The organism is Allobosea psychrotolerans (genome assembly GCF_002917105.1).
Classification (GTDB): domain Bacteria; phylum Pseudomonadota; class Alphaproteobacteria; order Rhizobiales; family Beijerinckiaceae; genus Allobosea; species Allobosea psychrotolerans.
In genome coordinates, this window is sequence record NZ_PQFZ01000004.1 from 411,067 (window position 1) to 437,212 (window position 26,146).

The window sequence follows — 26,146 nt, forward strand, 5'->3', positions numbered from 1 at the left end:
TCTGTTCCTGCCACCGGTGTCGAAATTCTGGCGACCGGTCGCAATTCAAAAAGGAGAGCTGTCGCGCCATGCGTCTCGTCATCGTCTCGAATCGCGTCACCATTCCAGATCGTCACGAGAAAGTGGCGGCAGGGGGATTGGCGGTGGCGCTGCGCGAGGCGCTGGAGAAACGGGGCGGGCTCTGGTTCGGCTGGAGCGGGGATGTCAGCGACGCCCCTGGTGGCCAGGCTGTCCGCACGGTTCAGCGGGGCAAGGTGACCTATGCGGTCACGGATCTCAGCGAGAGCGAGCGCCAGACCTATTATCTCGGTTTCTCCAACCGTGCGCTCTGGCCCAATATGCATTACCGGCTCGGCCTGACCGAGTTCTCGCGCACGGATTATGCAGGCTATCTCGCGGTCAACCGCCGCTTCGCCAAGGCGCTCATCCCGCTGCTGAAGCCCGATGATCTGATCTGGATCCACGATTATCACCTGATCCCGCTGGCCGCCGAGCTGCGCCGGCGCGGCGTGACCAACCGGATCGGCTATTTCCATCACATTCCCTGGCCTCCGGCGGAGGTTTTCGGCGCGCTGCCCTTCAGCGCCACGCTGATCAGCACGATGGGCGCCTATGATCTCGTCGGCGTGCAGACGCAGGTCGATGTCCGCAATCTGATCAGCGGCCTGGTCTCGCTCTGCGGCGCGAGGGTGGAGGGCGGCAAGGTCAGGATGGGCCGCCGCGAAACCACGGTGCAGGCCTTCCCGATCGGCATCGATGTCGAGGCCTTCCGCAAGCTCGCCGCGGCCTCCGAGCGGGCAGCGACGCGTCCGATCAAGGCCACCCGGGAATCGCTGGGCGCCCGCAAGCTCGTCATCGGCGTCGACCGGCTCGATTATTCCAAGGGCATCGTTCAGCGGCTCGAGGCGTTCGGTCAATTCCTGCGCAGCCATCCCGAACATCGTGGCCGGGTCGGCTTGCTGCAGATCGCGCCGCCCTCGCGAAGCGACGTGCCCGAATATGCCGAGCTCGACCGTCAGTCGGACGAAACCGCGGGCCGCCTCAACGCCGCGCTCGGCGAGTTCGACTGGACGCCGATCCGCGTGGTCAAGAAGGCCTATTCGCGCAATGCGCTGGCGGGGTTCTACCGGCGTGCCCAGGTCGGGCTGGTGACGCCGATGCGCGACGGCATGAATCTCGTCGCCAAGGAGTATATTGCCGCGCAGGATCCCGCCGATCCCGGTGTGCTCGTGCTGTCGCGCTTTGCCGGCGCGGCGCAGCAGATGGGCGAGGCGCTGATCGTCAACCCCTATGACACCCATGAGGTCGCCGAGGCGATCCGCACCGCGCTCGCGATGCCAAAATCCGAGCGGATTCGCCGGTTCGAGCGCCTCTACGAGATCATCGAAGCGACCGATATCGGCTGGTGGACGCAGTGCTATCTCGATGCGCTCTCGGGCATCGAGGCGCCCATCCAGGACAACGCTCCGAAATCCGGGCCAAAGCGCAGCGCGTCGAAAAAAGCGGCGCCCAGACTGCAGGTCGTGAGGCCGGCGCCCCAACCCGAGATGGAGGGCCCAGGCCAGGGGGAAACGGTTCGGAAAACGGCTCTGGAGGCGGCCCCGCCGGCGGCGAAGCCGAAAGGCGGGGCTTCGGTGAAACCCGCCGTCGCCGCCACGCCGGCGAGCAACGGAGCCGGGCTTGGACCAGCCTAGAGCCGGATGATTTCAGGGGGAGTGACAATGCGACCCCGTCTGAAATCTGAATCCGTCTCTCATCTGAAAGTGAGAGCAGGATCAATGCGAAAAACCGTTTCCCACTTTGTTGCATCGTGCTCTTTCCCCCGAACTGACGATTTGCCGAAGATAAGGCCTTGCCCCGGCGCACAGCCCTTGCCGAACAGGCCCTTGCCTCGCTAGAAGCGGCTGGAACCGAGGTTCGCTTGCGACTCGGCCACGACAGGTGTCAGGTCTGCGATGGACATCGGCCGCAATGGCTGAGGAGGCGGGCGGAGGGCTGGGATTGATGCGAGGCGCTCTCGGAGGACCAGGCGTTCTGCTGCGCCGCCTCCGCGAGGTGATGGCAGCGTCGATCAGCCCGCAGGAGCGGCTGGATCGGCTCGTCGTCCTGATCGCAGGCAATCTCGTCGCCGAGGTCTGCTCGGTCTACGTCCTGCGTGAGGACGGCTCGCTCGAACTCTATGCCACCGAGGGCCTCAACCGCGAGGCGGTCCATCTCACCTTGATGCGCGCCGGCGAGGGCCTCGTCGGCCTGATCGCGCGCGAGGCCGAGCCGCTGGCGCTGTCGGACGCGCAAAACCACCCGGCCTTCTCCTACCGCCCCGAGACGGGCGAGGAGATCTACCGCTCCTTCCTCGGCGTGCCGATCCTGCGCGGCGGCGCGGTCATGGGCGTCCTCGTCATCCAGAACCGCGCGACGCGGCTCTACAGCGAGGAGGAGATCGAATCGCTGCAGACCACCGCCATGATCATGGCGGAGATGATCGCGGCCGGCGGCTTGAAATCGCTCGCGCCGCCCGGCGCCTCGATCGGCCTCGACCGCCCGATCCATGGCATCGGCGTCTCGCTTGCCGATGGCGTCGGCCTTGGCCACGCCGTGCTGCACGAGCCGCGCGTCGCCATCACCAACCTGATCGCCGAGAATCCGGCGAGCGAGGTCAAGCGGCTCGAAGCCGCGATCGCCGAGATGCGGACCTCGATCGATGAATTGCTCGAGCGCGGCGACGTCGCCCATACCGGCGAGCACAGGGAGGTGCTCGAGACCTTCCGCATGTTCGCCCATGACCAGGGCTGGCTCAGGCGCATGCGCGAGGTCGTGATGACCGGCCTGACGGCGGAGGCCGCCGTTGAGCGTGTCCAGTCCGACACGCGCGCCAAGATGCTGCGCCAGACCGACCCTTATCTGCGCGAGCGCCTGCACGATCTCGACGATCTCGCCAACCGCCTGCTGCGCACGCTGATGGGCAAGGCCAACGGCGTCGCCCGCGAGGAGCTGCCCGAGAACGCCATCCTGATCGCGCGCTCGATGGGCCCTGCGGCGCTGCTCGACTATGACCGCGCCAATCTGCGCGGCCTGGTGCTGGAGGAGGGCGGCCCCACCAGCCATATCGCCATCGTTGCGCGCGCGCTCGGAATCCCGGCCGTCGGCGAGATCGTCAACGCGACCGCACTCGTCCAGCCGGGCGATGCCGTCATCGTCGACGGTCAGGCAGGCGAGGTCCAGATCCGGCCGCAGCCCGACGTCGAGAACGCCTACAAGGACAAGGCGCGCTTGCGCGCCCGCAAGCAGGAGCAGTACCGCAAGCTCAAGAGCATGCCCGCCGTCACCAAGGACGGCGTCCCGATCCTGCTCCAGATCAATGCCGGGCTGCTCGTCGACATGCCCAATATCGAGGCGACGGCGGCCTCGGGCATCGGCCTGTTCCGCACCGAACTGCAATTCATGGTCGCCGAGCACATGCCGACGACCAGCGAGCAGCAGGCCCTCTACAACGCCGTGCTTGACCAGGCGCAAGGCCGGCCCGTGACCTTCCGCACGCTCGATATCGGCGGCGACAAGGTGCTGCCCTATATGGAGCGCGTCGAGGAGGAGAACCCGGCCCTGGGCTGGCGCGCCATCCGCATCGGCCTGGACAAGCCGCGGCTTCTGCGCGCGCAGCTGCGCGCGCTGCTGCGCGCCGGCGCCGGCCGCGACATGAAGATCATGCTGCCGATGATCGCGACGGTCGACGAGTTCCTGCGCGCCCGCATGATTGTCCGGCGCGAGCAGGCGATGCTGGCCAAGCAAGGCCATGCGCCGCCGCTCAGCCTCCAGCTCGGTGTCATGGTCGAGGTGCCCTCGCTGCTCTTCGAGCTGGCGGAAATCGCGCGCGAGGCCGATTTCCTCTCGATCGGCACCAATGACCTGATGCAGTTCCTGTTCGCGGCCGACCGCGAGAACAAGCGTGTGGCCGACCGTTTCGATCCGCTGAGCGTGAGCGCCTTGCGGGCGCTGCGCAGCATCGTCGAGGCCGCCTCCGAGGCGAATTGCCCGGTGACGGTCTGCGGCGAGATGGGCGGCAAGCCCTTGGAGACGATGGCGCTGATCGGCCTCGGCTACCGCGCCTTCTCGATGTCGGCGGCCTCGATCGGCCCGGTCAAGGCAATGCTGCGCGCGCTCGACGTGGAGAGGCTGCGCGAGCGGCTCGACTGGATGCTGGCCTCGCCGGACGGCGTCGCCAGCCTGCGGCCGCAACTGGCGGCGCTCGCCGCCGAATTCAAGGTTCCGGTCTAGAGGCTGTTATGAGCCATGGAGTCGATTTGACGCTGGCGATTTTGCGCGAATGCCAGGAGTTCGAGGACGCAAACCTTCCGGTTTGCTACGAAGAACGACGCCGCAGTCGCGCAAAAGCGCCGCGCCCTACGGGTGAGGTGAAAACGACGGAGCTGCAGCGTCGCATCGCTTGCCGATACGGACGTATTGGCGGCGCGATGCTCCTCCCATCTCCGTCGTTTTGACCTCATCACATCGGCCCCATGGTTCATAACGGCCTCTAGCGACGCCTTTCGCCGCCCGAACCCTCACGTTGTCACCTGTCCGAGTTCCGTTATGTCCCTTCAGCTTCCGCAAGACCGTCTCGATGCCATCATGGCGCGCCATGCCGCCGCCATGGCCGAGATCAACAGCGCGACCGATGCGGTGCGGACCGTCGAACTCGCCAAGGAGCTCTCCGAACTCGATCCGGTGGTGGCCGCCATCGCCGCCTGGCGGCAGGCGCTCACGACGCTGGATGAGGCGCAGGCGCTGATCGAGGATCCTGCTACCGACGCCGAGTTCCGCGATCTGGCCTATGAGGAGCGCGACGCCGCGCGCAGTGAGATCGAGACCCGCGCCCGCGAGATCCTGATCGCGCTCTTGCCCAAGGATGCCGCCGACGAGCGCGGCGTCATCCTCGAAATCCGGGCCGGCACCGGCGGCGACGAGGCCTCGCTCTTCGCCGGCGATCTCCTGCGCATGTATCAGCGCTATGCCGCGCAGAAGGGCTGGAGCGTCGACATCATGTCGGAAAGCGAGGGCACGGTCGGGGGCTTCAAGGAGGTCATCGCCGAGATCTCGGGCAAGGGCGTCTATGCGAAGCTGAAATATGAATCCGGCGTGCACCGCGTCCAGCGTGTGCCCGATACAGAGACGAGCGGGCGCATCCACACTTCGGCGGCGACGGTGGCGATGCTGCCGCTCGCGGGCGATGTCGACATCGTCTTGAAGGACGACGAAATCCGCATCGACACGATGCGGGCCGGCGGGGCCGGCGGCCAGCACGTCAACAAGACGGAATCGGCGGTCCGCCTGACCCATCTTCCCAGCGGCATCGCGGTCGTGGTCCAGGACGAGCGCTCCCAGCACAAGAACAAGGCCCGCGCCTATGAATTGCTGCGGGCAAAGCTCTACGACATCGAGCGCAGCCGCGCCGATGCCGACCGTGCCGCCGACCGGCGCTCCCAGATCGGTTCCGGCGACCGCTCCGAGCGCATCCGCACCTATAATTTCCCGCAAGGGCGCGTCACCGATCACCGCATCAATCTGACGCTCTACAAGCTCGACGAGATGATGCAGGGGCTCGTGCTCGACGAGATCATCGATGCGCTGACGGCCGAGCAGCAGGCGAGGTTGCTCGCCACCGAAAACGGCGCCTGAGCATGGCGATGAAACCTCCGCGGCCCTCAGGCGTTGATCTGGTACCAAATCAAATATCGGCGGGAGGCAACCATGATCAAACTCGTTTCGAGCATCGCCCTGGCGGGCATGATGACATTGACGATCGCAAGCGCGGGGCAGGCGCAGGAACGCACGTTTCGCCGCATGACGGCGGGCCCCTCGGCTCCGCTGGGGAAATCCATGACGCAGAGCCAGGCGCGCCGACTCTGCCAGATGGAGATGCGCGGCACGCGCGAGAGCCGCTCCGCCATCCGCCAGAAGATGGCGATCTGCATGCGCAAGCGCATGGAAGGCATGTGAACGGCGACGCCCCTGGCGTAGACGACAAAGGACCCAACATGTTCGACGCGCGGCGAAATCTCGCCGCGCGTCTTCGCGCGGCCGGCGTCGAGACGGCGGCGCTGGATGCGCGCATCCTGGTCGAGGCGGCGATGGGCGAGAACGCCGATCTCGATGCGCTCCAGCCACTCGACGTCGCCATGCTCGGCAGGCTCGATGATTTCGCGACGCGGCGGCTGGCGGGCGAGCCGGTCTGGCGCATTCTCGGCGAGCGGGAGTTCTGGAGCCTGCCCTTTCGCCTGTCGCCGGCAACGTTGGAGCCGCGTCCCGACAGCGAGACGATCGTGGAGGCAGCGCTTGGCGTGCTGGCGGAGCGCCGCGATCAGGCCATCTCGATTCTCGATCTCGGCACCGGCACGGGCTGCCTGCTGGTCGCTTTGCTGAGCGAGTGCAAGGCGGCGCGCGGCGTCGGCGTCGATCTCTCGGAGGAGGCGTGCGAGACGGCTGCGGGCAATGCCGAGCGCAATGGCGTCGGCGCGCGCGCGCGCTTCCGCCAGGGTGACTGGATGGCCGGTTTGAGCGAACGCTTCGACCTCATCGTCTCGAACCCGCCTTACATCCCGGCCGGAGACATCGCCGGGTTGGATGCCTCCGTCAGGAACTACGACCCGTTGCGCGCGCTCGATGGCGGGGAGGACGGGCTCGTCGCATATCGGGCGCTTGCCGCCGGCCTGCCCCCGCGGATTGCTCCGGGAGGTGCGGTCGTGCTTGAGATCGGCGCTGGTCAGGAGGCGGATGTGGTCGCGATCATGGCAGCCGTCGGGCTGATCCATCGCGGCTCGCGGCGCGATCTTGGCGGGCATCCGCGGGCTCTGATCTTCACGCTTGAATGATATGCACAGGCATTCGTGCGAATTTGCTTGGAGGCGGGCAGGAAAACCGCTATGTAGGTCGCAGCCGAAGCTGGTGTTGTCAGAACCGAGCCTTGGCCAGCCCCCTCAGTGGCAAGGCCTAGCTTCCGGAAGCGTCCGACGATCGACGTGACTGACAGACCAGATTAGACATCCGAAGGCGTCAAGACGCCCATCGGCTCATGGGGCGGAGAGGCCCTTTTGGAAAGAGCGCGTGAAGACCAGGAACGGCGTATCGCCCCTTCAGGTCAACTCCACCCGGTGCAGCGTCGCAACCCGCTGTGCGCCGGAGCGCGCATGACGATCCAACGGTTGCTTTGAACACAGAGCGCGAGACAGACGCGAATGAGACCAGGTCAGAACCGGCGTATGCGCGGCCGTAACAACAATAATAATAGCAGCAACAATAGCGGCAATCGGAAAACTCCCAATCCGTTGCAGCGCGGCTATGAGTCGAACGGGCCGGACGTCAAGGTTCGCGGCACTGCGCAGCATGTTGCCGAGAAGTACTTGCAGCTGGCGCGCGACGCGCAATCCTCCGGAGACCCGGTGGCGGCCGAGAACTACTTCCAGCATGCGGAGCATTATTACCGCATCCTGCTCGCCGCCCAGGAGCAGATGTCGCAGCAGTTCGGCCACAGCTTCCCGCCCAATCGCGGCTTCGTCGATGATTCCGAGGAAGGCGAAGAGGATGGGGATGACGATGGTCAGTCCTTCCAGCCAGGTGGCCAGCAGCCCGACACCCGCAATGCCGGTGTGAACGGCAACAGCTACTCCGGCCATGGCGCGCCGCGCCATGACGGCGATCAGGGCGAGGGCCAGCAGAACACCGGCCAGCGCTTCGATCGGCAGCCCCGCAATCAGCAGGACCGTCCGAACAACGATCGCCAGAACAACGACCGTAGCGGCAATCGCCGCTTCGACCGTAATGATCGCAATGATCGTGGCGAGCGCAGGTTCGACCGTCCCGAGGGCGGCCAGAGCAATCAGGGTGGCTACGCGCCGCGTCCCGATGCGCCGCGCTCCGATATCCCGGTCGTGTCGTCCGAGCAGCCCGAGGTGGTCGCGGCTCCGGCGCCAAGCGAGCGTCGCTTCGAGCGCGCGGATCGCCCTGAGCGCACGGATCGTCCCGAGCGCGCACCGCGCCCCGAGCGCCGCCCCCGTCGCGAGGTCGAAGCCGAGCCGGCTGACGATGTCTCCGGCGCGCTGCCGTCCTTCCTGACCACGCCGGTCAGGGTTCCGGCCGCGGTTGTCGAAGCGCCTGTCGCGGTAGCGCCCGCGCCGGCGTCTGCGGAAGAGGTTCCGGCCGTCGAGGCCACCGCCAAGCGCCCGCGCGGCCGTCGCCGTTCGCCGCGCGAGGTGATGGATGCGCTCGGATCGGACGCAGACAACATCACGGAGTGAGGCTTGCCCTCACTTCGCTGTAGGATTGAGGGGCCCGCGAGGGCCCCTTTTTCATGTCGTCAGGCGATGCCTGAGCATCGGCCCGAAAAGTGGGAACCGGTCTTCGGGACAAGCCGATGCTACAGAACCGGCTGCGCCGGTGCGGGTGCAAGATTCAACGCTTCACCCTCCGCCAGCACGCCGCCTTCGAGAACCTCGCAATAGACGCCGCAATCGGCATGGCCATAGGCGTCCATCAGCGCCTTGGGGATCTGCTGGTCGCGCAAGCCTGTCTGCGGATCGACATTGGTCGCGGCGCAGCGGACGATCCGCTTGGTCACGCGCAGTCGCGCGCCCGAGCTCGTCGCGAGTTCCTGCCCGACGAGGTCGAACTCGGCCCAGGGCGCCAGCCCCTCGACCATGACATTGCCGCGGAAGCGCAAGGGATCGAGCGGCGCGCCGACACGGCTTTCCAGCTCGGCGATGCTGGCGAGGTTGATGATCGAGACGAAGCCCTTCGGCGAATCGGTGAAGCGGTAGCCCTCCGGCGCGCCGAGCCAGCGCGGCGTGCCGCGCAGCTCGTCGGGCATGAACGCTTCGAAGAAGGCCGTGATGCGCTCGTGCCCCTCAGTGGTGACCGTGCTGGCGCGCAGCGCCTGCTCGCCCTCATGGTCGATGACGAGATCGCCGCTGGCGTCGTCATAGCGCGTGCGCAGTCGCGCCAGCGCTTCGTTGCGCATCAGCATCAGATATTTGATCTTGGGCTGATGGACCGGCTCGGCCGGGTCGAAGCCGGAGGGACCGTTCTCGATCGCGAACAGGCGGTCTCCCGGAAAATACTGGCCTCTCGTCAGGGCGGCGCGAGGCAGGCGTTCGGGCGACAGCCCCTTGACCGGATAGCGATAGAGCGAGGCGATGCGCATGAAGATGGGTCCAAAGGCTCGTGATGCGGCAGATTAACGGCTTAGCGCCGGCATGACAGATCAAATCCTTGCATCGGTTCGATCATCACCGCTGCAGGCGCTCCTTGAGCGCCTCCTCCTCCGCCTCTCCGCCTTCGCTCACGGAACGCTGGCAGCCCCAGCCCGCAAGCACCGCGTCGGTCTCGTCGGCGACGAAGAAGCGCGCCGCCTCGCGCTCATAGCCGTCGGCAAGCAACTGCTCGTAATCGGTATGGACATGGCGGATATGGCTGCCCAGTGCGAGCCAGAGCGCGGTCGCGGGCGGCAAGTCCTTCATGTGGCGGCGCTCGGCGAGCGCCAGGACGGCCTCGGCGTCCGATAGCGGGATGCCGGGCGCGAGCGCCCGCAGCGCCTTGCGAATCGCCTGCTGCCGTTTTGTGCCCGCCATGAGCCGAAGCTGCCCTCGCGATTTGATCGCCGTCAATGCTTAGCGTCCGATCCCCTCTTACGTTGCGCGGATGCCACACCTATCTCTGTCGGGAAGGGCGTCCCCGGGGGAGTCCTATCCTGACGAAAGGCAGCCGGACAGCGTCGCTACGGGGCGCGCCGGCGGGCGGAGAAAACGGAATGAATATCGAGAAGTACACCGACAGGTCGAAGGGTTTCCTGCAGGCGGCGCAGACCATCGCGCAGCGCGAAGGCCACCAGCAATTCACGCCGGAGCATCTGCTCAAGGCGCTGCTCGACGACAATGAGGGCATGGCGGCGGGCCTGATCGGGCGCGCGGGCGGCGACGCGAAGCTTGCCCTGCAACTCACCGACACGGCGCTCGCCAAGCTGCCGAAGGTCTCGGGCGGTGGCGCCTCGGGCCCGCATCTGACGCCTGGCCTTGCCCGTGTCTTCGACACGGCGGAGAAGGCTGCGGAGAAGGCGGGGGACAGCTTCGTCACGGTTGAGAGGCTGTTGCTGGCGCTAACCATTGAGAAGGATTCCGAGGCCGGCAAGGCGCTCGCCAAGGCTGGCGTCAATCCGCAGGGGCTCAACACTGCCATCGAGGCGATCCGCAAGGGCCGCACTGCCGATTCCGCTTCGGCCGAGCAGAGCTATGACGCGCTGAAGAAATACGCCCGCGACCTCACCGCCGCGGCGCGCGAGGGCAAGCTCGACCCGGTCATCGGCCGCGACGAGGAGATTCGCCGCACCATCCAGGTGCTGTCGCGCCGGACCAAGAACAACCCTGTGCTGATCGGCGAGCCCGGTGTCGGCAAGACCGCGATCGCCGAAGGGCTGGCGTTGCGCATCGTCAATGGCGACGTTCCCGAAAGCCTCAAGGACAAGGAACTGCTCGCGCTCGACATGGGCTCGCTGATCGCCGGCGCGAAATATCGCGGCGAGTTCGAGGAACGGCTGAAGGCGGTGTTGAACGAGGTCTCGGCTGCCGATGGCGGCGTCATCCTCTTCATCGACGAGATGCACACGCTTGTCGGCGCCGGCAAGGCGGATGGGGCGATGGACGCTTCCAACCTGCTGAAGCCCGCCCTGGCGCGCGGCGATCTGCATTGCGTCGGCGCGACCACGCTCGACGAGTATCGCAAATATGTCGAGAAGGACGCCGCGCTGGCCCGCCGCTTCCAGCCGGTCTTCGTCGATGAGCCCTCGGTCGAGGACACGATCTCGATCCTGCGCGGCCTGAAGGAGAAATACGAGCAGCACCACCGCGTCCGCATCACGGATTCGGCGCTGGTCGCGGCGACGACGCTCTCGAACCGCTACATCACCGACCGTTTCCTGCCCGACAAGGCGATCGACCTGATGGACGAGGCCTCGGCGCGGCTGCGCATGCAGGTCGATTCCAAGCCCGAGGAGCTCGACTCGATCGACCGCGAGATCGTGCGTCTCAGGATCGAGCAGGAGGCGCTGAAGAAGGAGAGCGACGCCGGATCGAAGGAGCGGCTGAAACGGCTTGAATCCGAGCTCGCCGACCTGGAAACCCGCTCGGCCACGATCACGGCGAAGTGGAAGGCCGAGAAGGACAAGCTCGGCCAGGCTGCCGAGATCAAGACCAAGCTCGACAATGCCCGCAACGAACTCGCGCAGGCCCAGCGCAAGGGCGAGTATCAGCGCGCCGGCGAGCTTGCCTATGGCGAGATTCCGCAGCTCGAGAAGCTATTGGGCGAGATCGAGGCCATCGGCGACACGTCGGGCATGGTCGAGGAGGCGGTCACGGCCGACCACGTCGCCCAGATCGTCAGCCGCTGGACCGGCGTGCCGGTCGATCGCATGCTCCAGGGCGAGAAGGAAAAGCTGCTGCACATGGAGGATGCCTTGGCGGCACGCGTCGTCGGCCAGCGCGAGGCGGTCGAAGCCGTCGCGACGGCAGTTCGGCGTGCCCGCGCCGGCTTGCAGGATCCCAACCGGCCGATCGGCTCCTTCATGTTCCTGGGCCCGACCGGCGTCGGCAAGACCGAGCTGACCAAGGCGTTGGCGGCGTTCCTGTTCGACGACGACACCGCGATGGCGCGTATCGACATGTCCGAATACATGGAGAAGCACTCGGTCGCGCGCTTGATCGGCGCGCCTCCCGGCTATGTCGGCTATGAGGAGGGCGGGGCGCTGACGGAAGCCGTGCGGCGCCGGCCCTATCAGGTCGTGCTGTTCGACGAGATCGAGAAGGCCCATCCCGATGTCTTCAACGTGCTGCTGCAGGTGCTCGACGACGGGCGCCTGACCGACGGCCAGGGCCGCACGGTCGATTTCCGCAACGTGCTGATCATCATGACCTCGAACCTTGGTTCGGAGTATCTGGTGAACCAGCCCGAGGGCGAGGATTCAGACGCGGTCCGCGACGAGGTCATGGGTGTGGTCAGGCAGGCCTTCCGGCCGGAATTCCTGAACCGCATCGACGACATCATCCTGTTCCACCGCCTGCAGCGGGCGGATATGGGCGCGATCGTCGATATCCAGATGACCCGCCTCGCCAAGCTCCTGACCGATCGCAAGATCACGCTGGAGCTCTCGGCCGATGCGCGCGAATGGCTGGCTGAGAAGGGCTACGACCCGGCCTATGGCGCGCGCCCGCTCAAGCGCGTGATCCAGAAGTCGGTGCAGGATCCGCTGGCCGAGTTGCTGCTGGCCGGGAAGGTCCATGACGGCGAGACCGTGCCCGTCACGGTCGGCCCGACCAGCCTGATGCTGGGCGACGTTGCGGCCGTGAAGGAGAAGCGGCCGCCCGGCGTGGCGCTGAACTGACGCGGCGAAAGCCGCGTTATCCCCGGGGCGTCGCGCAGCGGCGACCCGGGGATTTCTGACAGGAGATGCTCGGGGCAAGCCCGAGCATGACGAGGTGGACTATCCCCGCTTCAGCAGGAACACCGCCTGTGCGCCGAACAGGTTCCAGAACCACCAGGGCGCGCTGACGCCGACCTTGCCGCCGGCGGCGTCGAGGGCGACGGCGCGCTCCTTTTCCGCACCGATCGTGTCGCAGAGCGTCATGAAGTCGCGGATCGTGCAGAAATGGATGTTGGGCGTGTCCCACCAGGCATAGGGCAGGGACTCCGTCACCGGCATGCGGCCCATGAAGAAGACCTGTGAGCGCATCCGCCAATGCCCGAAATTCGGGAAGGAGACGATGGCGCGGCGGCCGATCCGCAGCATCTGCTCCAGCACGAGGCGTGGATTGCGCGTCGCCTGGATGGTCTGGGACAGGATCACATAATCGAAGCTGTCGTCGGGATAATCGGCGAGGTCGGTGTCGGCATCGCCCTGGATCACGGCGAGGCCGCGCGCGACGCAACTGGCCACGCCCTCGCGCGAGAGCTCGATACCGCGCGCATCGACATTGCGGCTATCGGCCAGCAGGGCCAGCAATTCGCCATCGCCGCAGCCGACATCGAGCACGCGCGAGCCCGGGGTCACCATCTCGGCGACGAGCTTCAGGTCGATGCGGTTGGTCTGGAGATCGGTCAGGGCCATAGCGCGCTTTCCATGTCATTCCGGGGCTTCGCGCAGCGAAGAACCCGGAACCCACGACGGGGCACGACGAATACGGCCGACCGGTCGTTAGGGCTCGCCCGGTCGTGGGTTCCGGGTTCGGCCCTTCTGGCCGCCCCGGAATGACGGTGAAAGGCATCAGCCATCAAATTCCCCTTGCCCGTGCCGCCGCGCCGATGAAGCCGCGCGTCGTGGCGAAGAGGTTGGGCTCCTCGAGCAGGAAGGCGTCATGGCCCTTGTCGCTCTCGAGCTCGACGAAGGAGACCGACGCACCGGCGGCGTTGAGCGCATGCACGATGGCGCGTGAATCCGCCGTCGGGAACAGCCAGTCGGAGGTGAAGGAGGCGACGCAGAAGCGCGTCTTCGTGCCTGCGAAGGCTTTTGCCAGCACGCCGCCATGGTCGTCGGCGAGATCGAAATAATCCATGGCGCGGGTCATGTAGAGATAGGAATTGGCGTCGAAGCGCTCGACGAAGCTGACGCCCTGGTAGCGGAGGTAACTTTCGACCTGGAAGTCGGCATCGAAGGAGAAGGTCGGCGCCTCGCGGTCCTGCAGCTTGCGGCCGAATTTGCGGTGCAGCGCCGGCTCCGAGAGATAGGTGATATGCGCGCCCATGCGGGCGACGGACAGGCCCTTGGCCGGGCGCGTGCCTTCTTCGAGATAGCGCCCGCCGCGCCAGTCGGGATCGGCCATCACCGCCTGCCGGCCGACCTCGTGGAAGGCGATGTTCTGGGCCGAATGCTTGGCGCCGGTCGCAAGGGGCAACGCCGAAAACACCCGCTCGGGATAGCTTGCCGCCCATTGCAGCACCTGCATGCCGCCCATCGAGCCGCCGGCGACGCAGAACAGCGTCTCGATGCCGAGCGCGTCGATCAGATGCCGCTGGGCGCGCACCATGTCGCGAATGGTGACGACGGGAAATTGCAGGCCCCAGGGCTTGCCGGTCGCGGCATTGGTCGAGGCCGGGCCGGTCGTGCCGGTGCAGCCGCCGATCACATTGGAGCAGATCACGAAGAAGCGCTCGGTGTCGATCGGCTTGCCTGGCCCGATCATCGCCGTCCACCAGCCGCCCTTGCCGGTGATCGGGTTGCGGTTGGCGAGGTGCTGGTCGCCGGTCAGCGCGTGGCAGACCAGGATGGCGTTGGACCGGGATGCGTTCAGCGAACCATAGGTCTGGTAGGCGATCTGCCAATGGTCGAGCGAGACGCCGCAATCCATCAGCAACGGCGTGTCCGGGCCGAAGCGCGCGACCAGGCTCGAAGGCTCGTTGGCCTCCTTCAACGGATCTGCGAGGCTGGGGGAGAGATCGCTCATCATCGTCCGCTTTGACAGGATGATTTGTCTTGCCGGTCAACTTGTTCGAAAGATCGAACCCTAGCGATGCCGCGATGCAAGCATTCTGTCAATGCGCGGATGTGCGCGGCGGCTTCGCCAAGGCCCCGCGACGGCGCAAGAGCAGGATGCGAAAAACTGGGCACCGGCTTTTCGCATTGATCCTGTTCGCGCTCTTGGTTGAGAGACGGATTCAGATTTCAGATCGGATCACTTTGTGATTCCATCTGAAATCATCCGGCTCTAAGAGCCTAAGCAGAACCCAAAGCCCTCATCCTGAGGAGCAGCCCTAAGGCTGCGTCTCGAAGGATGCTCCAGTTCCGGCTGGAACCATCCTTCGAGACGCCGCTTCCGCGGCTCCTCAGGATGAGGGCTGTCCCTCCGATCGCGCAGCCATCATGACCGAAGCCGCTCCGACCACCCTTGCCGATCTGCGCGCCGAGATTGATCGCATCGACAGCGAGATGCATGCGCTGTTGATGGAACGCTCCTCGATCATCGAGACGCTGATCGCGATCAAGAACACGCAAGTCTCGGGCTCGGCCTTCCGTCCCGGCCGCGAGGCCGACATGATGAAGCGCCTGGCGCTGCGCCATAAGGGCCTGCTGCCGCTCGACACGATCGAGGGCATCTGGCGCATCATCATCGCGACCTTCACCTATGTGCAGGCGCATTATTCCGTCCATGCCGATGTCTCGGGCGGAGACGCGGCGATGCGCGATTCCGCCCGCTTCCATTTCGGTTTCACCGTGCCCTTCGTCACGCATGAGGATGCGCGCGCCGTCATCAAGGCGGTGGCCGACTCGGCCGGCGATCTCGGCATCTTCCGCATGGACCAGGGCGCCAGCGCCGGCATCTGGTGGCGCGACCTGATCGGCAGCGATGCGCCCAAGATCATCGCGCGCCTGCCCTTCATCGAGCGGCCGGACCACCCGGCCGGCACGCCGGTCTACTGCGTCGCCAAGCCCCTGGCCGATGCCGCGGTGCGCGAGATCGTGCTCTACGCGGCGCGTGTCGAGCGCTGGTCCGAGGTTTTGCGCTCAGGGCTAGCCCAGCATCTGGCCGAGGTCTCGGCTTCGGCCGCCGACGGCTCGCATCTCTCGCTCCTGGTCGCCGCCTCCGGCGAAGTCGACCAGAGCGCGATCCGCAAGGCGCTGGAGCCTGCCGGCCTCAGCGATTTTTCCGAGATCGGCAGCCACGCCGCCCGCTTCGCCGTCAAATCCGTCCGCTGATTCAAAGCCGTCTTTCGCAAGGTTCCGACCGTCATGGCCAATGCCGCCTCCCGCCCCGTGCCCCGCCCCGGCGTCCTCGATATCCAGGCCTATGTGCCGGGCAAGTCCGCAGCGCCTGCCGGCGTGAAGCTGCACAAGCTTTCCTCGAACGAGACCCCGCTCGGCCCGAGCCCCAAGGCGGTCGCGGCCTACGGCTCGATTGCCGGCAAGCTCGAGCTTTATCCCGACGGTTCCTCGACCAAGCTGCGCGAGGCGATCGCTGGCCGCTACGGGCTCGATGCCAACCGCATCCTCTGCGGCACCGGCTCCGACGAATTGCTGCAACTCATCACCAAGGCCTATCTCGGCGATTGCGATGAAGGCGTCTTCACCGAGCACGGCTTTCTGGTCTACCGCATCGCGATCCTGGCCGCGGGCGGCAAGCCCGTCGTCGTCAAGGAGAAGAACTTCACCGCCGATGTCGACGCCATCCTCGCGGCGGTGACGCCGAAGACGAAGATCGTCTTCCTCGCCAACCCCAACAACCCGACCGGCACCTATCTGCCCTTCGACGAGGTCAAGCGCCTGCATGCCGGCCTGCCCGGCAATGTGCTGCTGGTGCTCGACGCGGCCTATGCCGAATATGTCCGCCGTAACGACTATGCCTCGGGGCTCGAACTGGTCGCGGAGAGCGAGAACGTCGTGATGACGCGCACCTTCTCCAAGATCTACGGCCTCGCCAATCTCAGGCTCGGCTGGCTCTATGGTCCCGCCCATGTCGTCGATGCGCTCGACCGCATCCGTGGCCCGTTCAACGTCAACGGCGCGGCGATCGAGGCCGGCGCCGCGGCGATCGCCGACGAGGCCCATGTCGCCTCGGCCATCGAGCACAACGACAAATGGCTCGCCTGGACGACAGTCGAGCTGGAGAAGCTCGGGCTTTCGGTCACACCCTCCGTCGGCAATTTCATCCTGATCCATTTCCCGGCGACGCCCGGCAAGACCGCCAGGGAAGCCGACGCCTTCCTGACCCAGCGCGGGCTGATCCTGCGCGCCGTCGCGGCTTACGGCCTGCCCGACGCGCTGCGCATGACGATCGGCTCGGAGGAGGCCAACCGCCTCGTCGTCGCGGCGCTCACCGATTTCCTCGCGGGCAAGGCATGACGACCTCCTCCGAGAGTTTTGCGCCGCGCCGCAGCGAGCCGATCTTCGGCCGCCTTGCCATCATCGGCATCGGCCTGATCGGCTCCTCGATCGCGCATGCGGCCAAGGAGCTCAACCTTGCCGGACGGATTGTGTTGTCCGATCGCGATGAGGCCGTGCGTGCCCGGGCGCGCGAACTCGGCCTCGGCCATGAGATCGCGGAAACGGCACTCGAGGCCGTCCGCGATGCCGACCACATCATTCTCTGCGTGCCGGTCGGAGCCTGCGGTGTTGTAGCAGCCGAAATCGCGCCCGCGCTGAAGCCCGGCGCGATCCTCTCCGATGTCGGCTCGGTCAAGAACGCGGTGGTCGAGGCGGTCATGCCGCATCTGCCCGAGGGCGTGCATTTCGTCCCGGCTCATCCCGTCGCCGGCACCGAGAATTCCGGCCCCGACGCGGGCTTCCCGAGCCTGTTCCTCAATCGCTGGTGCATTCTGACCCCGCCCGAGGGCACGGATGCGACGGCGATTGCCCGCACTCGCCAGTTCTGGGAGGGCATGGGCGCGCTGGTCGAGATCATGACCGCGCAGCACCACGACCTCGTGCTCGCCATCACCAGCCATCTGCCGCATCTGATCGCCTACAACATCGTCGGTACGGCCGAGGATCTGGCGGCGGTGACGCAGTCGGAGGTGATCAAGTTCTCCGCCGGCGGCTTCCGCGATTTCACCCGCATCGCGGCATCCGACCCGACGATGTGGCGCGACGTCTTCCTGCACAACAAGGAGGCGGTGCTGGAGATGCTCGGCCGCTTCAGCGAGGACCTCTCGGTGTTGACGCGGGCGATCCGCTTCGGCGACGGCGAGACGCTGCACAAGCACTTCACCCGCACCCGCGCCATCCGCCGTGGCATCGTCGCACTCGGCCAGGAAAAGCCCGAGACGGAAAAACTGCGGAAATCCTGAACCGGGCGGCGATCATCTCCGGCTTCGCCTTGCCAAGAATCGGCAGGGCTGGTAGACGCCTCGCGTGTCGCCGCTTTAGCTCAGCTGGTAGAGCACCTCATTCGTAATGAGGGGGTCGGGGGTTCGAATCCCTCAAGCGGCACCATCCAACCTTCGCAAGTATCCGCAACCGCCCCGAAAGGGCGGTTTTGTTGGCTTTGGCCTTGTTACGAAGCGTCGGCGTTCTCGGGCGTTCATTGGCAGCCGCGCGCCTCTCAGAGGTCGACGCCAGTAAGGCATGGGCTCCTTAGGCGGGTTTGGTCGGTACCGCGACGATGCGGGGTGCAGTGTCGGTGGTGATGCGCTCGCCAGCGAGTATTAGACCAGCATCTCCAAGGTGAGCGTGCTCAACAATGTCAGCGTCCTCGGCGGCAACAACGTCGCCAACAATGTCGGCAACGGCAACAAGGTGAACGTCGTCGCCCCGGTCAAGGCGGTCGTCGGCGGCCTCGGACGTGGCCATGGCTGCGGCTGCAACTGATCCAGCCAAACGATCCTGAACGGCCCCGGCCGCAGCTTCGGCCGGGTCGGGCGGGACGGGGCCGGTGCAGACCGGCCCCTCTTTCTATGGGCTCTATGGGCGGCGTTCTTTCAAGCTCCGTGCCGGTCAGGCGCTCTCGATCGCGATCAGCATGTCGCCGGCCGCGACGGTGGCGCCGGCCCGCGTGCCCAATCGCCTGACGGTGCCTGAAGCCGGGCTCTTCAGCTCCATGAACAGCTTCATCGATTCCAGCACGGCGACGATCTGCCCGGCCTCGACGCTGTCGCCCTCCGCTACATGAAGCGAGACGACGGTGCCCGGCATGCTGGCGCGCAGCGTGTCGCCGGTCTCGCCGCTCGCACCGCGCTCGGCTGCAGCAGCGATCACAGTCAATGCGATCCCGACGCGGCCCTCGAAATCGCCGTAGCGAAGGAACACCCCCTCCGCGTCGCAGGCCGCATCCACGGCCGTGTTCACACCGTCGATCGTGACGCTCCAGCGATCCGGCCCGGCCTTGCTGACGGTGACGTCATGCACGCTGCCGGGGCCGGCCACGCGCAGGAAGCCGTCTTGCGTTTCGACAGCAAGCTGCGTCGCTTGCCTTCCCAGCTGGACTGACAGATGCGCCGTGGCGGGGCGTCCCGCCGGAGCAAGCAGCCTGAAGCCGGCAAGTGCATTCCAGGGGGCGCTGCCTTGGGTCGGCCTGTTGGCGGTGAGCCAGATCGCCGCGGCGACGGCATTGCGCTTGGCCGCGTCGACAGGCCGGGGCGTCCAGCCGCCGGGCCAGGTCTCGGCGATGAACAGCGTCGTCGCCTCGCCCATGGCGAAGGCGGGCTGGCGCAAGGCATCCGCGAGAAAGGGCCGGATCGTGCCGGGTCCGAGCACGCTCAGGCGGTCGAGGCCATCAGCGAGCCTGCGAATGGCGGCTGGGCGGCCGGGCGCATGCGCGATCAGCTTGGCGAGCAGGGAATCGTAATGCGACGAGACCTCGCTGCCCGCCGTGACGCCGCTGTCGATGCGCAGGCCTGCCGGCTCGCGCCAGAGCTGGATCCTGCCCGTATCGGGCCGGAAGCCTTCATCCGCGCGTTCGGCGGTCAAGCGCGCCTCGATCGCATGGCCGGTGCAGGTGATGTCCGCTTGAGCCAAGGGCAGCGTCTCGCCGGCCGCGATCCGGATCTGCCATTCCACCAGGTCGAGCCCGGTGATCGCCTCGGTGACGGGATGCTCGACCTGGAGGCGGGTGTTCATCTCCAGGAAGAACACGGCCTGCGTCTGCGCATCGACCAGGAACTCGACCGTGCCGAGATTGTCGTAGGAGATCGCCCGCGCGAGCCTGAGCGCATGCTCGTGCAGGGTCGCGCGCGTCTGCGGCCGCAGATTGGGCGCCGGCGCTTCCTCCAGGAGCTTCTGGTTGGCGCGCTGCACCGAGCAGTCGCGCTCGAACAGGTGGACGATGCTGCCGTGCCTGTCGCCGGCGACCTGCACCTCGACATGGCGCGGCCGCGTCACGAATTTCTCGATCAGCAGCCGGCCGTCGCCGAAGGCGGCCTGCGCCTCGCGCGCGGCGGCGACGATGGCGCCGTCGAGCTCGTCCTCGTGCTCGACCTTGCGGATGCCCTTGCCGCCGCCGCCGGCCGAGGCCTTGACCATCACCGGCAGGCCGATGCGCAGCGCCTCCCTGCGCAAGACCTCCGGCGACTGGTCGGCGCCGTCATAGCCGGGTACGCCGGGCACGCCGGCATCACGCGCGATCTGCTTGGAGCGGATCTTGTCGCCCATCGCGTCGATCGCCGCGCTGGAGGGCCCGATGAAGACGATGCCGTTGGCCTCGCAGGCGGCGATCAGGTCGAGCCGTTCGGACAGGAAGCCGTAGCCGGGGTGGATCGCCTGCGCGCCGGTGGCGAGCGCCGCCGCTATGATCTTGTCGGCGCGCAGATAGCTCTCGCGGGCGGGTGCGGGGCCGATATCCACGGCGTCGTCGGCAAGGCGCACATGCAGCGCCTCACGGTCTGCCTGCGAATGCACTGCGATGGTGCGGATCCCCATCTGCCGGCAGGTCTTGATGATGCGGCAGGCGATCTCGCCGCGATTGGCGATCAAGATGGTGTCGAACATCAGCGCGCCCCTGTCATTCCGGGGCGGCCCGTCAGGGCCGAACCCGGAACCCACGACCGGGCGAGGCTTGGCCGATGGCCGGAGGACCGGCGCACCCGGTCATGGGTTCCGGGTTCATCGCTGCGCGATGCCCCGGAATGACAGCGAAGGTTCCTGAGCATCACCATCACATTCTGTACACAGGGCGGGGCGAGGTATCGCGCGGCTCGCCCGCGGCCAGCGAGAGGCACAGGCCGAGCACGTCGCGCGTCTGCGCCGGCTCGATGATGCCGTCGTCCCAGAGCCGGGCGGTGGCGTAATAGGGGTCGCTCTGCTCCTCGAACTGGGCGCGGGTCCTGGCGTCGAGCGCAGCGATCGCGACCTCGTCGGTAGCGCCCTTGAGCGACTGCCGGCGCAGCTCGGTCACGACATTGGCCGCGACCTCCGGGCTCATCGTGGCGATGCGGGCATTGGGCCAGGAGAACAGGAAGCGCGGGCGGAAACCGCGCCCGCACATGCCGTAATTGCCCGCGCCATAGGAGCCGCCGATCAGCACGGTGTATTTCGGCACGCGCGCATTCGAGACGGCATAGACCAGCTTGGCCGAATGCTTGGCGATGCCGCCGCGCTCGGCCTCTGTGCCGACCATGAAGCCGGTGATGTTCTGCAGGAAGATCAGCGGAATCTGGCGTTGGTCGCAGAGCTCGATGAAATGCGCGCCCTTCACCGCGCTTTCGGAAAACAGCACGCCGTTATTGGCGATGATGCCGACGGGATGGCCGTGGATGCGGGCGAAGCCCGTCACCAGCGTCGCGCCATAGTCGGGCTTGAACGCGTTGAAGGCGCTGTCGTCGACGATGCGGGCAATGACCTCGCGCACGTCGTAGGGGCGTCGCAGGTCGGTCGGCACGAGATCGACGAGATCCGCCGGGTCGAGCCTGGGCGGGGTGGGCTCATGCGGCGGCTCGGCCAGCCTGCCTGCATCACCGAGCGCGCCGACGATCTCGCGCAGCTTGGCCAGCCCTTCCATTTCCGTCAGCACGAGATGGTCGGCGACGCCGGAGATCTGCGTGTGCATCTCGGCCCCGCCCAGCGTCTCCCCGTCCACCACCTCATGGATCGCCGCCTTAACGATCGGCGGGCCGCCGAGATGGATGCGGCCGGTACCCTTGACCATGATGACTTCGTCCGACAGCGCCGGGATATAGGCCCCGCCCGCCGTGGCGCCGCCGAAGACCAGCGAGATCTGCGGAATGCCCGCCGCCGACATCCGGCACTGGTTGTAGAAGGAGCCGCCGAAATGGTCGCGATCGGGGAAGACGCGATCCTGCTCGGGGAGATAGGCGCCGCCGCAGTCGACGAGATAGAGGCAGGGCAGGCGATGCTCCCCGGCGATCTCCTGCGCGCGCAGATGCTTGCGCACGGTTTCGGCGAAGAAGGAGCCACCCTTCACCGTCGCGTCATTGGCGATCAGCATGCAGGCACGGCCCTGCACCATGCCGATGCCGGTGACGATGCCGGCGCCCGGCACCTCGTTGCCATAGAGCCCCCAGGCGGCGAGCGGCGAGAGTTCGAGGAAGGGCGTCTGCGGATCGAGCAGGAGATCGATGCGCTCGCGCACCATGATTTTTCCGCGCTGCTCGTGGCGGGCGCGCATCCTGTCGCCGCCGCCTGCGGCGACGAGCGCATGGCGTTCGCGCAGCGTGGCGAGCATCGCGGAAAGCGGGGGAGGGGGCGTGCTGCTCGCCTTGCTGGTCTCGGTCATGTCTTCCCCGGCCATTGCTGGCGATTGCCTCCCTCAGCCCTCATCCTGAGGAGCAGCCGAAGGCTGCGTCTCGAAGGATGCTCCAGCGCGCACCAGAGCCTCCTGGAACATCCTTCGAGACGCCGCGTGCCGCGGCTCCTCAGGATGAGGGCTGGTGGTGGGAATGGCTTGATCTCGCCATCTCATTCACCTACCGTCCGTTAGGTAGGCGGATTGAAGCGCACAGGTCAAGCGCGGGGAGAACAGACCATGACGGCAGCCGGGACGATCAAGGCTGGCAGCGAAGCGCCGCGCCGCTCGCCCTATTTCACTGAGGAGCATGAGGCGCTGCGCGACCAGGTCCGCCGCTTCGTCGAGACCGAGATCAAGCCGCATGGGCTGGCCTGGGAGGAAGCTGGCTTCGTGCCGCGCGAGGTGCTGAAGCGCATGGGCGCGCTCGGCTTCTTCGGCATCCGCTACCCCAGCGAATATGGCGGCTCGGAGATGGACACGCTGGCGACCGTGGTGCTGGCCGAGGAGCTCGGCCGCTCGACCTTCTCGGGCGTAGCCATCACGGCGTTGGTCCACACCGACATGGCTTCGGTCCATATCTTCAATGCCGGCAGCCAAGCCCAGCGCGACACATTCATGCCCGACATCATCGCCGGCGAGAAGATCGTCGCGGTCGCCGTCACCGAGCCCGATGCCGGCTCGGACGTGAAGGGCATCCGCACCACGGCGCGGCGAGAGGGCGACCACTACGTGCTCAACGGCGCAAAGATGTTCATCACCAATGGCGTCCATGCCGATCTCTACTGCGTCGCCGCCAAGACCGACCTCGCGGCGAAACCGTCGCAGTCGGTTTCGATCTTCCTGGTCGAGAAGGGCACGCCGGGCTTCCGCGTCTCGCGCGCGCTCGACAAGCATGGCTGGCGCTCCTCCGACACCGCCGAGCTGGTCTTCGAGGACTGCCACATCCCGGCCGAGAACCTGCTTGGCCAGGAGGGACGCGGCTTCTATGCGATCATGAGCAACTTCCAGAACGAGCGCACGGTGATCGGCGCCATGGCGATCGGTGAGGCCCAGGCCGCGATCGATCTCACCCTCGATTACGTCAAGACCCGCAAGGCCTTCGGTGCGCCGCTCTGGGACAAGCAGGCCATCCGCCAGAAGCTGGCAACGCTGGCCGGCAAGGTCGAGGCCGGCCGCCAGCTCGTCTATCACGCGGCCTGGCTCGATGCGCAGGGCTTTGACGCGACCAGGGAGGTCTCGATGGTCAAGGCCTATTGCGGCGAACTGGTCAACGAGGTGATGTATGCCTGCCTGCAGTTCCATGGCGGCATGGGCTTCATGCGCGAAAGCACGATCGAGCGCATGACCCGCGACGCCCGCGTCCAGTCGATCGGCGGCGGCGCCACCGAGGTGATGCTGGAAGAGGTCGCGAAGCGGCTGTGAAAGCCCTTTGTCATTCCGGGGCGGCCCGCAGGGCCGAACCCGGAACCCACGACTGGGCAAACCGCGAGGAACGGCCCCGGACGAGCAGATTTCGAAGGGCGGCGGGGTTACGCCCGGTCGTGGGTTCCGGGTTCTTCGCTTGCGCGAAGCCCCGGAATGACAGGGGGGCTGAATGAGCGTCGCGGTCGAACGAGCAGCCCGAGAGCCCGTCGAAGGCGGTTCGCGCCGGCTCATCCTCGACACTGCCGCGCGTCTTCTGCGCTCGGGCGGCTACCATCAGACGACGTTGCGCGAGATCGCCGAGGCCGTCGGCATCCGCAAGGCGAGCCTTTACTACCATTTCGCCTCGAAGGAGGAGATCGTCGAGGCGGTGGTCAATGACGGCGTTCGCTTCGTCCATGAGGCGGTCGTCGCGGCTCTGGCCGCGCATGCCAAGGCCACGCCGCGCGAGCGGTTGGAGGCGGCCATCGGCGCGCATCTCACCGCGCTCCACGGCCATGGCGACTACACCTCGGCCAGCATCAAGACCTTCACCTTCGGCGCGTCGCCCGCGCCCGACAGCGTGCGCTGGGTGCGCCGCGCCTATGAGGAGGTCTGGCGCGAGCTTGTCGCCGAGATGCAGGCCGCGGATGTGCTGCCGGCCGAGCGCGCGCCCGAGGCGTTGCGCAATTTCCTGCTCGGTGCGCTGAACGGCTCGACCGACTGGTATCGGCCCGGCCGCTACGAGGTCGCCGAACTCGCCGCCGAATTCGCAGCGCTGATTGCGCCGAAACCGACGCCGTAACGGCCTGGCTTGGACGCGCGTGATGCTTTTCGTGGCATTTGGCGGGAGCAAGGCTTTCCCTGCGGCGGCCGTGGCTGTGGCTTCGCGCAGGGCAACCGCTGTTCGAAGCCTGTCGCGGCGAGCCGCGTGCCCTGGCTCATCGGCCGGCCCAGCCTGATGCCGGGCGAACCCCTCGACTGGTGCAGGGCGGGGCAGCGTCGTTACGGCCTGACGGCACGGCGCGGGCTTTGCTAGCATCCGTCCCCTCTGCTCAACTATCCCGCCTTCGCTCGTTCCAGGGACCGTCTCACGCATGCGCGCCTTCTATCACCCCGACCAGTCGCTTCATGACCCGCAGCAATATATGCGCTTCGGCAAGATCGTGGCGCCCAAGGACCTGCCCGAGCGCACGGCGCAATTGCTCGGCGCGCTGAGGAAGCACGGCATCACGCCCGAGCAGCCGGCGGCCAGCGGCACCGACCCGATTCTCGCCGTCCACAGCGAGGGCTTCGTGCGCTTCCTCGAGACGCTCTGGCCGCGCTGGCTGGAGCTGCCCGAGCGGGGTCCGGAAGCCTGGCCCAACACCTTCCCCTATTGGAGCGGGCGCACCGACGAATCCGTCCGGCCGCCTTGCCGGCCGACCGGGATCATGGGCCAACTCGGCTGGTATCTCGGCGATCTTTCGGTCCCGGTCGGCGAGCATTGCTGGACCTCGACCCTGCGCTCGGCGGAGACGGCGGTTGCCGGCGCCGACGCCATCCTGTCCGGCGAGCGCGCGGTCTATTCGCTCTGCCGCCCCTCGGGCCACCATGCCCGCGCCGACCGCGCCACCGGCTTCTGCTATATCAACAACACGGCTGTCGCAGCGCAGCGCCTGCGCTCGAATTTCGGCAAGGTCGCGATCCTCGATGTCGACGCCCATCATGGCGACGGCACGCAGCAGATCTTCTACCGTCGCGACGACGTGCTGACGATCTCGGTCCATGCCGATCCGGCGAACTACTATCCCTTCTTCACCGGCTATGCCGGCGAGACCGGCAACGGTCCCGGCGAGGGCTTCAACCTCAACCTGCCGCTGGACCATGGCGCGGGAGGAGAGGCGATGGCGGCGGCGGTCGACAGGGCCGGCGCGGCGATCAAGGCTTTCGGGGCCGAGGCGCTGGTGATCGCGCTCGGCTACGACGCCCACAAGGACGACCCGATCGGCGTGCTCAAGCTCGACGCGACGGATTTCGGCACGATCGGCGCGAAGGTGAAGGCGTTCGGCCTGCCGACGCTGGTGGTGCAGGAGGGCGGCTACGCGATCGAGGCGATCGGCGGCTGTCTGGATGCGTTCCTGGGTGGGTTCAAGTAGTCAGGGTGAAAGAGCGCGGGGAACCTTCTCCCGCGGCTTCAGAAAGAGGCGCCCTTTTCCCTTCTCCCCTCGCGGGAGAAGGTGGATCGGCGAAGCCGAGACGGATGAGGTGGCGCTGTGAGCTTTCCGACTAACCGAACACGACGCCAGCCGGGTAAGGCACGGCGCCCCCTTGTATCTTTGATTTGCCAGTCGGTTTTGTACCGGCGAGGTTTGAGGCGGAAGTCAGCCCGGTCCCCCCTTGGGTGAGTTGAGCCCGTGGATGAGCGAGGTGCGGCTTCCGCCTTTTTGTCCCGAACCCGGACAGCCGCTTGGGCCCGAGCCCGCATTTGCAAGGATGGGTCATGGATGAAGCTCTCGCTGTTTTCGTCGGCATCGACGTATCCAAGGATCGCCTCGACGTTC

The 26,146-nt window shown here is 66.7% G+C and carries 20 protein-coding genes and 1 tRNA gene; 15 read left to right on the forward strand and 6 right to left on the reverse strand.

Features of this window, described 5'->3' with window-relative positions:
• Nucleotides 1-68 precede the first annotated feature (68 nt).
• The 6 genes from otsA to CYD53_RS10010 all read left to right on the forward strand — a co-directional run bounded on the left by otsA (nucleotide 69) and on the right by CYD53_RS10010 (nucleotide 8,288).
• A complete protein-coding gene (gene otsA / locus CYD53_RS09985) occupies nucleotides 69-1,694 on the forward strand; it encodes an alpha,alpha-trehalose-phosphate synthase (UDP-forming) (RefSeq protein ID WP_210202318.1) in 1,626 nt (541 codons plus the stop codon).
• A 310-nt stretch (nucleotides 1,695-2,004) separates the two neighbouring features.
• Nucleotides 2,005-4,272, forward strand: coding sequence for a phosphoenolpyruvate--protein phosphotransferase (ptsP, locus tag CYD53_RS09990; RefSeq protein ID WP_103717970.1), 2,268 nt, complete (start codon nucleotides 2,005-2,007; stop codon nucleotides 4,270-4,272).
• Nucleotides 4,273-4,587: 315 nt separating this feature from the next.
• Nucleotides 4,588-5,673, forward strand: coding sequence for a peptide chain release factor 1 (gene prfA, locus CYD53_RS09995; protein ID WP_103717903.1), 1,086 nt, complete (start codon nucleotides 4,588-4,590; stop codon nucleotides 5,671-5,673).
• 72 nt (nucleotides 5,674-5,745) lie between these two features.
• Complete coding sequence (locus CYD53_RS10000; protein WP_146055872.1) at nucleotides 5,746-5,994, forward strand: hypothetical protein; 249 nt, start codon at nucleotides 5,746-5,748, stop codon at nucleotides 5,992-5,994.
• Nucleotides 5,995-6,032: 38 nt separating this feature from the next.
• On the forward strand, nucleotides 6,033-6,866 hold the full coding sequence (prmC, locus tag CYD53_RS10005) for a peptide chain release factor N(5)-glutamine methyltransferase (protein ID WP_103717905.1): 834 nt from the start codon (nucleotides 6,033-6,035) through the stop codon (nucleotides 6,864-6,866).
• 387 nt (nucleotides 6,867-7,253) lie between these two features.
• Nucleotides 7,254-8,288 carry a DUF4167 domain-containing protein gene (locus CYD53_RS10010; RefSeq protein ID WP_181011789.1) on the forward strand — a complete coding sequence of 345 codons (1,035 nt, stop codon included), beginning with the start codon at nucleotides 7,254-7,256 and terminating at the stop codon, nucleotides 8,286-8,288.
• A 119-nt stretch (nucleotides 8,289-8,407) separates the two neighbouring features.
• On the opposite strand, the gene CYD53_RS10015 is transcribed toward CYD53_RS10010, so the two are convergent.
• Together CYD53_RS10015 and CYD53_RS10020 are read right to left on the reverse strand one after the other, a co-directional pair.
• Nucleotides 8,408-9,190 carry an MOSC domain-containing protein gene (locus CYD53_RS10015; RefSeq protein ID WP_103717907.1) on the reverse strand — a complete coding sequence of 261 codons (783 nt, stop codon included), beginning with the start codon at nucleotides 9,188-9,190 and terminating at the stop codon, nucleotides 8,408-8,410.
• Between the two features lie 85 nt (nucleotides 9,191-9,275).
• A complete protein-coding gene (locus CYD53_RS10020; RefSeq protein WP_103717908.1) occupies nucleotides 9,276-9,617 on the reverse strand; it encodes a DUF2293 domain-containing protein in 342 nt (113 codons plus the stop codon).
• Between the two features lie 179 nt (nucleotides 9,618-9,796).
• Between CYD53_RS10020 and clpB the strand changes: the two genes are divergently transcribed.
• The gene (clpB, locus tag CYD53_RS10025; protein WP_103717909.1) at nucleotides 9,797-12,418 is read left to right on the forward strand and encodes an ATP-dependent chaperone ClpB; all 2,622 of its coding nucleotides are present in this window, start codon (nucleotides 9,797-9,799) and stop codon (nucleotides 12,416-12,418) included.
• A 99-nt stretch (nucleotides 12,419-12,517) separates the two neighbouring features.
• Here clpB and metW read toward each other — a convergent pair whose 3' ends face one another.
• Together metW and metX are read right to left on the reverse strand one after the other, a co-directional pair.
• A complete protein-coding gene (gene metW, locus CYD53_RS10030) occupies nucleotides 12,518-13,141 on the reverse strand; it encodes a methionine biosynthesis protein MetW (protein WP_103717910.1) in 624 nt (207 codons plus the stop codon).
• Between the two features lie 163 nt (nucleotides 13,142-13,304).
• Nucleotides 13,305-14,474, reverse strand: a complete 1,170-nt coding sequence (metX, locus tag CYD53_RS10035) for a homoserine O-acetyltransferase MetX (RefSeq protein ID WP_103717971.1) — start codon at nucleotides 14,472-14,474, stop codon at nucleotides 13,305-13,307.
• Nucleotides 14,475-14,890: 416 nt separating this feature from the next.
• Here metX and CYD53_RS10040 point away from each other — a divergent pair, with 416 nt between their 5' ends.
• From CYD53_RS10040 to CYD53_RS30210, 5 genes are all read left to right on the forward strand, one after another.
• On the forward strand, nucleotides 14,891-15,724 hold the full coding sequence (locus CYD53_RS10040; RefSeq protein WP_103717911.1) for a chorismate mutase: 834 nt from the start codon (nucleotides 14,891-14,893) through the stop codon (nucleotides 15,722-15,724).
• Nucleotides 15,725-15,757: 33 nt separating this feature from the next.
• Nucleotides 15,758-16,867 carry a pyridoxal phosphate-dependent aminotransferase gene (locus tag CYD53_RS10045; RefSeq protein ID WP_103717912.1) on the forward strand — a complete coding sequence of 370 codons (1,110 nt, stop codon included), beginning with the start codon at nucleotides 15,758-15,760 and terminating at the stop codon, nucleotides 16,865-16,867.
• Nucleotides 16,864-17,811 (forward strand): prephenate/arogenate dehydrogenase family protein, encoded by a 948-nt coding sequence (locus CYD53_RS10050; protein WP_103717913.1) that lies wholly within the window; start codon nucleotides 16,864-16,866, stop codon nucleotides 17,809-17,811. Before CYD53_RS10045 ends, CYD53_RS10050 begins: the two co-directional genes overlap by 4 nt.
• 69 nt (nucleotides 17,812-17,880) lie before the next feature.
• Nucleotides 17,881-17,956 (forward strand) — tRNA-Thr (locus tag CYD53_RS10055).
• A 231-nt stretch (nucleotides 17,957-18,187) separates the two neighbouring features.
• Nucleotides 18,188-18,331, forward strand: coding sequence for a hypothetical protein (locus CYD53_RS30210; protein ID WP_181011790.1), 144 nt, complete (start codon nucleotides 18,188-18,190; stop codon nucleotides 18,329-18,331).
• Between the two features lie 126 nt (nucleotides 18,332-18,457).
• On the opposite strand, the gene CYD53_RS10060 is transcribed toward CYD53_RS30210, so the two are convergent.
• Together CYD53_RS10060 and CYD53_RS10065 are read right to left on the reverse strand one after the other, a co-directional pair.
• Nucleotides 18,458-20,446 (reverse strand): ATP-binding protein, encoded by a 1,989-nt coding sequence (locus tag CYD53_RS10060; RefSeq protein WP_103717914.1) that lies wholly within the window; start codon nucleotides 20,444-20,446, stop codon nucleotides 18,458-18,460.
• 166 nt (nucleotides 20,447-20,612) lie between these two features.
• Nucleotides 20,613-22,190: an acyl-CoA carboxylase subunit beta gene (locus tag CYD53_RS10065; RefSeq protein WP_342751684.1), complete on the reverse strand. Its 1,578-nt coding sequence runs from the start codon at nucleotides 22,188-22,190 to the stop codon at nucleotides 20,613-20,615.
• A 249-nt stretch (nucleotides 22,191-22,439) separates the two neighbouring features.
• Here CYD53_RS10065 and CYD53_RS10070 point away from each other — a divergent pair, with 249 nt between their 5' ends.
• The 3 genes from CYD53_RS10070 to CYD53_RS10080 all read left to right on the forward strand — a co-directional run bounded on the left by CYD53_RS10070 (nucleotide 22,440) and on the right by CYD53_RS10080 (nucleotide 25,741).
• Nucleotides 22,440-23,624 carry an acyl-CoA dehydrogenase family protein gene (locus CYD53_RS10070; protein ID WP_103717916.1) on the forward strand — a complete coding sequence of 395 codons (1,185 nt, stop codon included), beginning with the start codon at nucleotides 22,440-22,442 and terminating at the stop codon, nucleotides 23,622-23,624.
• Between the two features lie 172 nt (nucleotides 23,625-23,796).
• Nucleotides 23,797-24,408, forward strand: a complete 612-nt coding sequence (locus CYD53_RS10075; protein WP_103717917.1) for a TetR/AcrR family transcriptional regulator — start codon at nucleotides 23,797-23,799, stop codon at nucleotides 24,406-24,408.
• A 292-nt stretch (nucleotides 24,409-24,700) separates the two neighbouring features.
• Entirely contained in the window at nucleotides 24,701-25,741 is a 1,041-nt protein-coding gene (locus tag CYD53_RS10080; protein ID WP_103717918.1) for a histone deacetylase family protein, read from the forward strand.
• Nucleotides 25,742-26,146 lie beyond the last annotated feature (405 nt).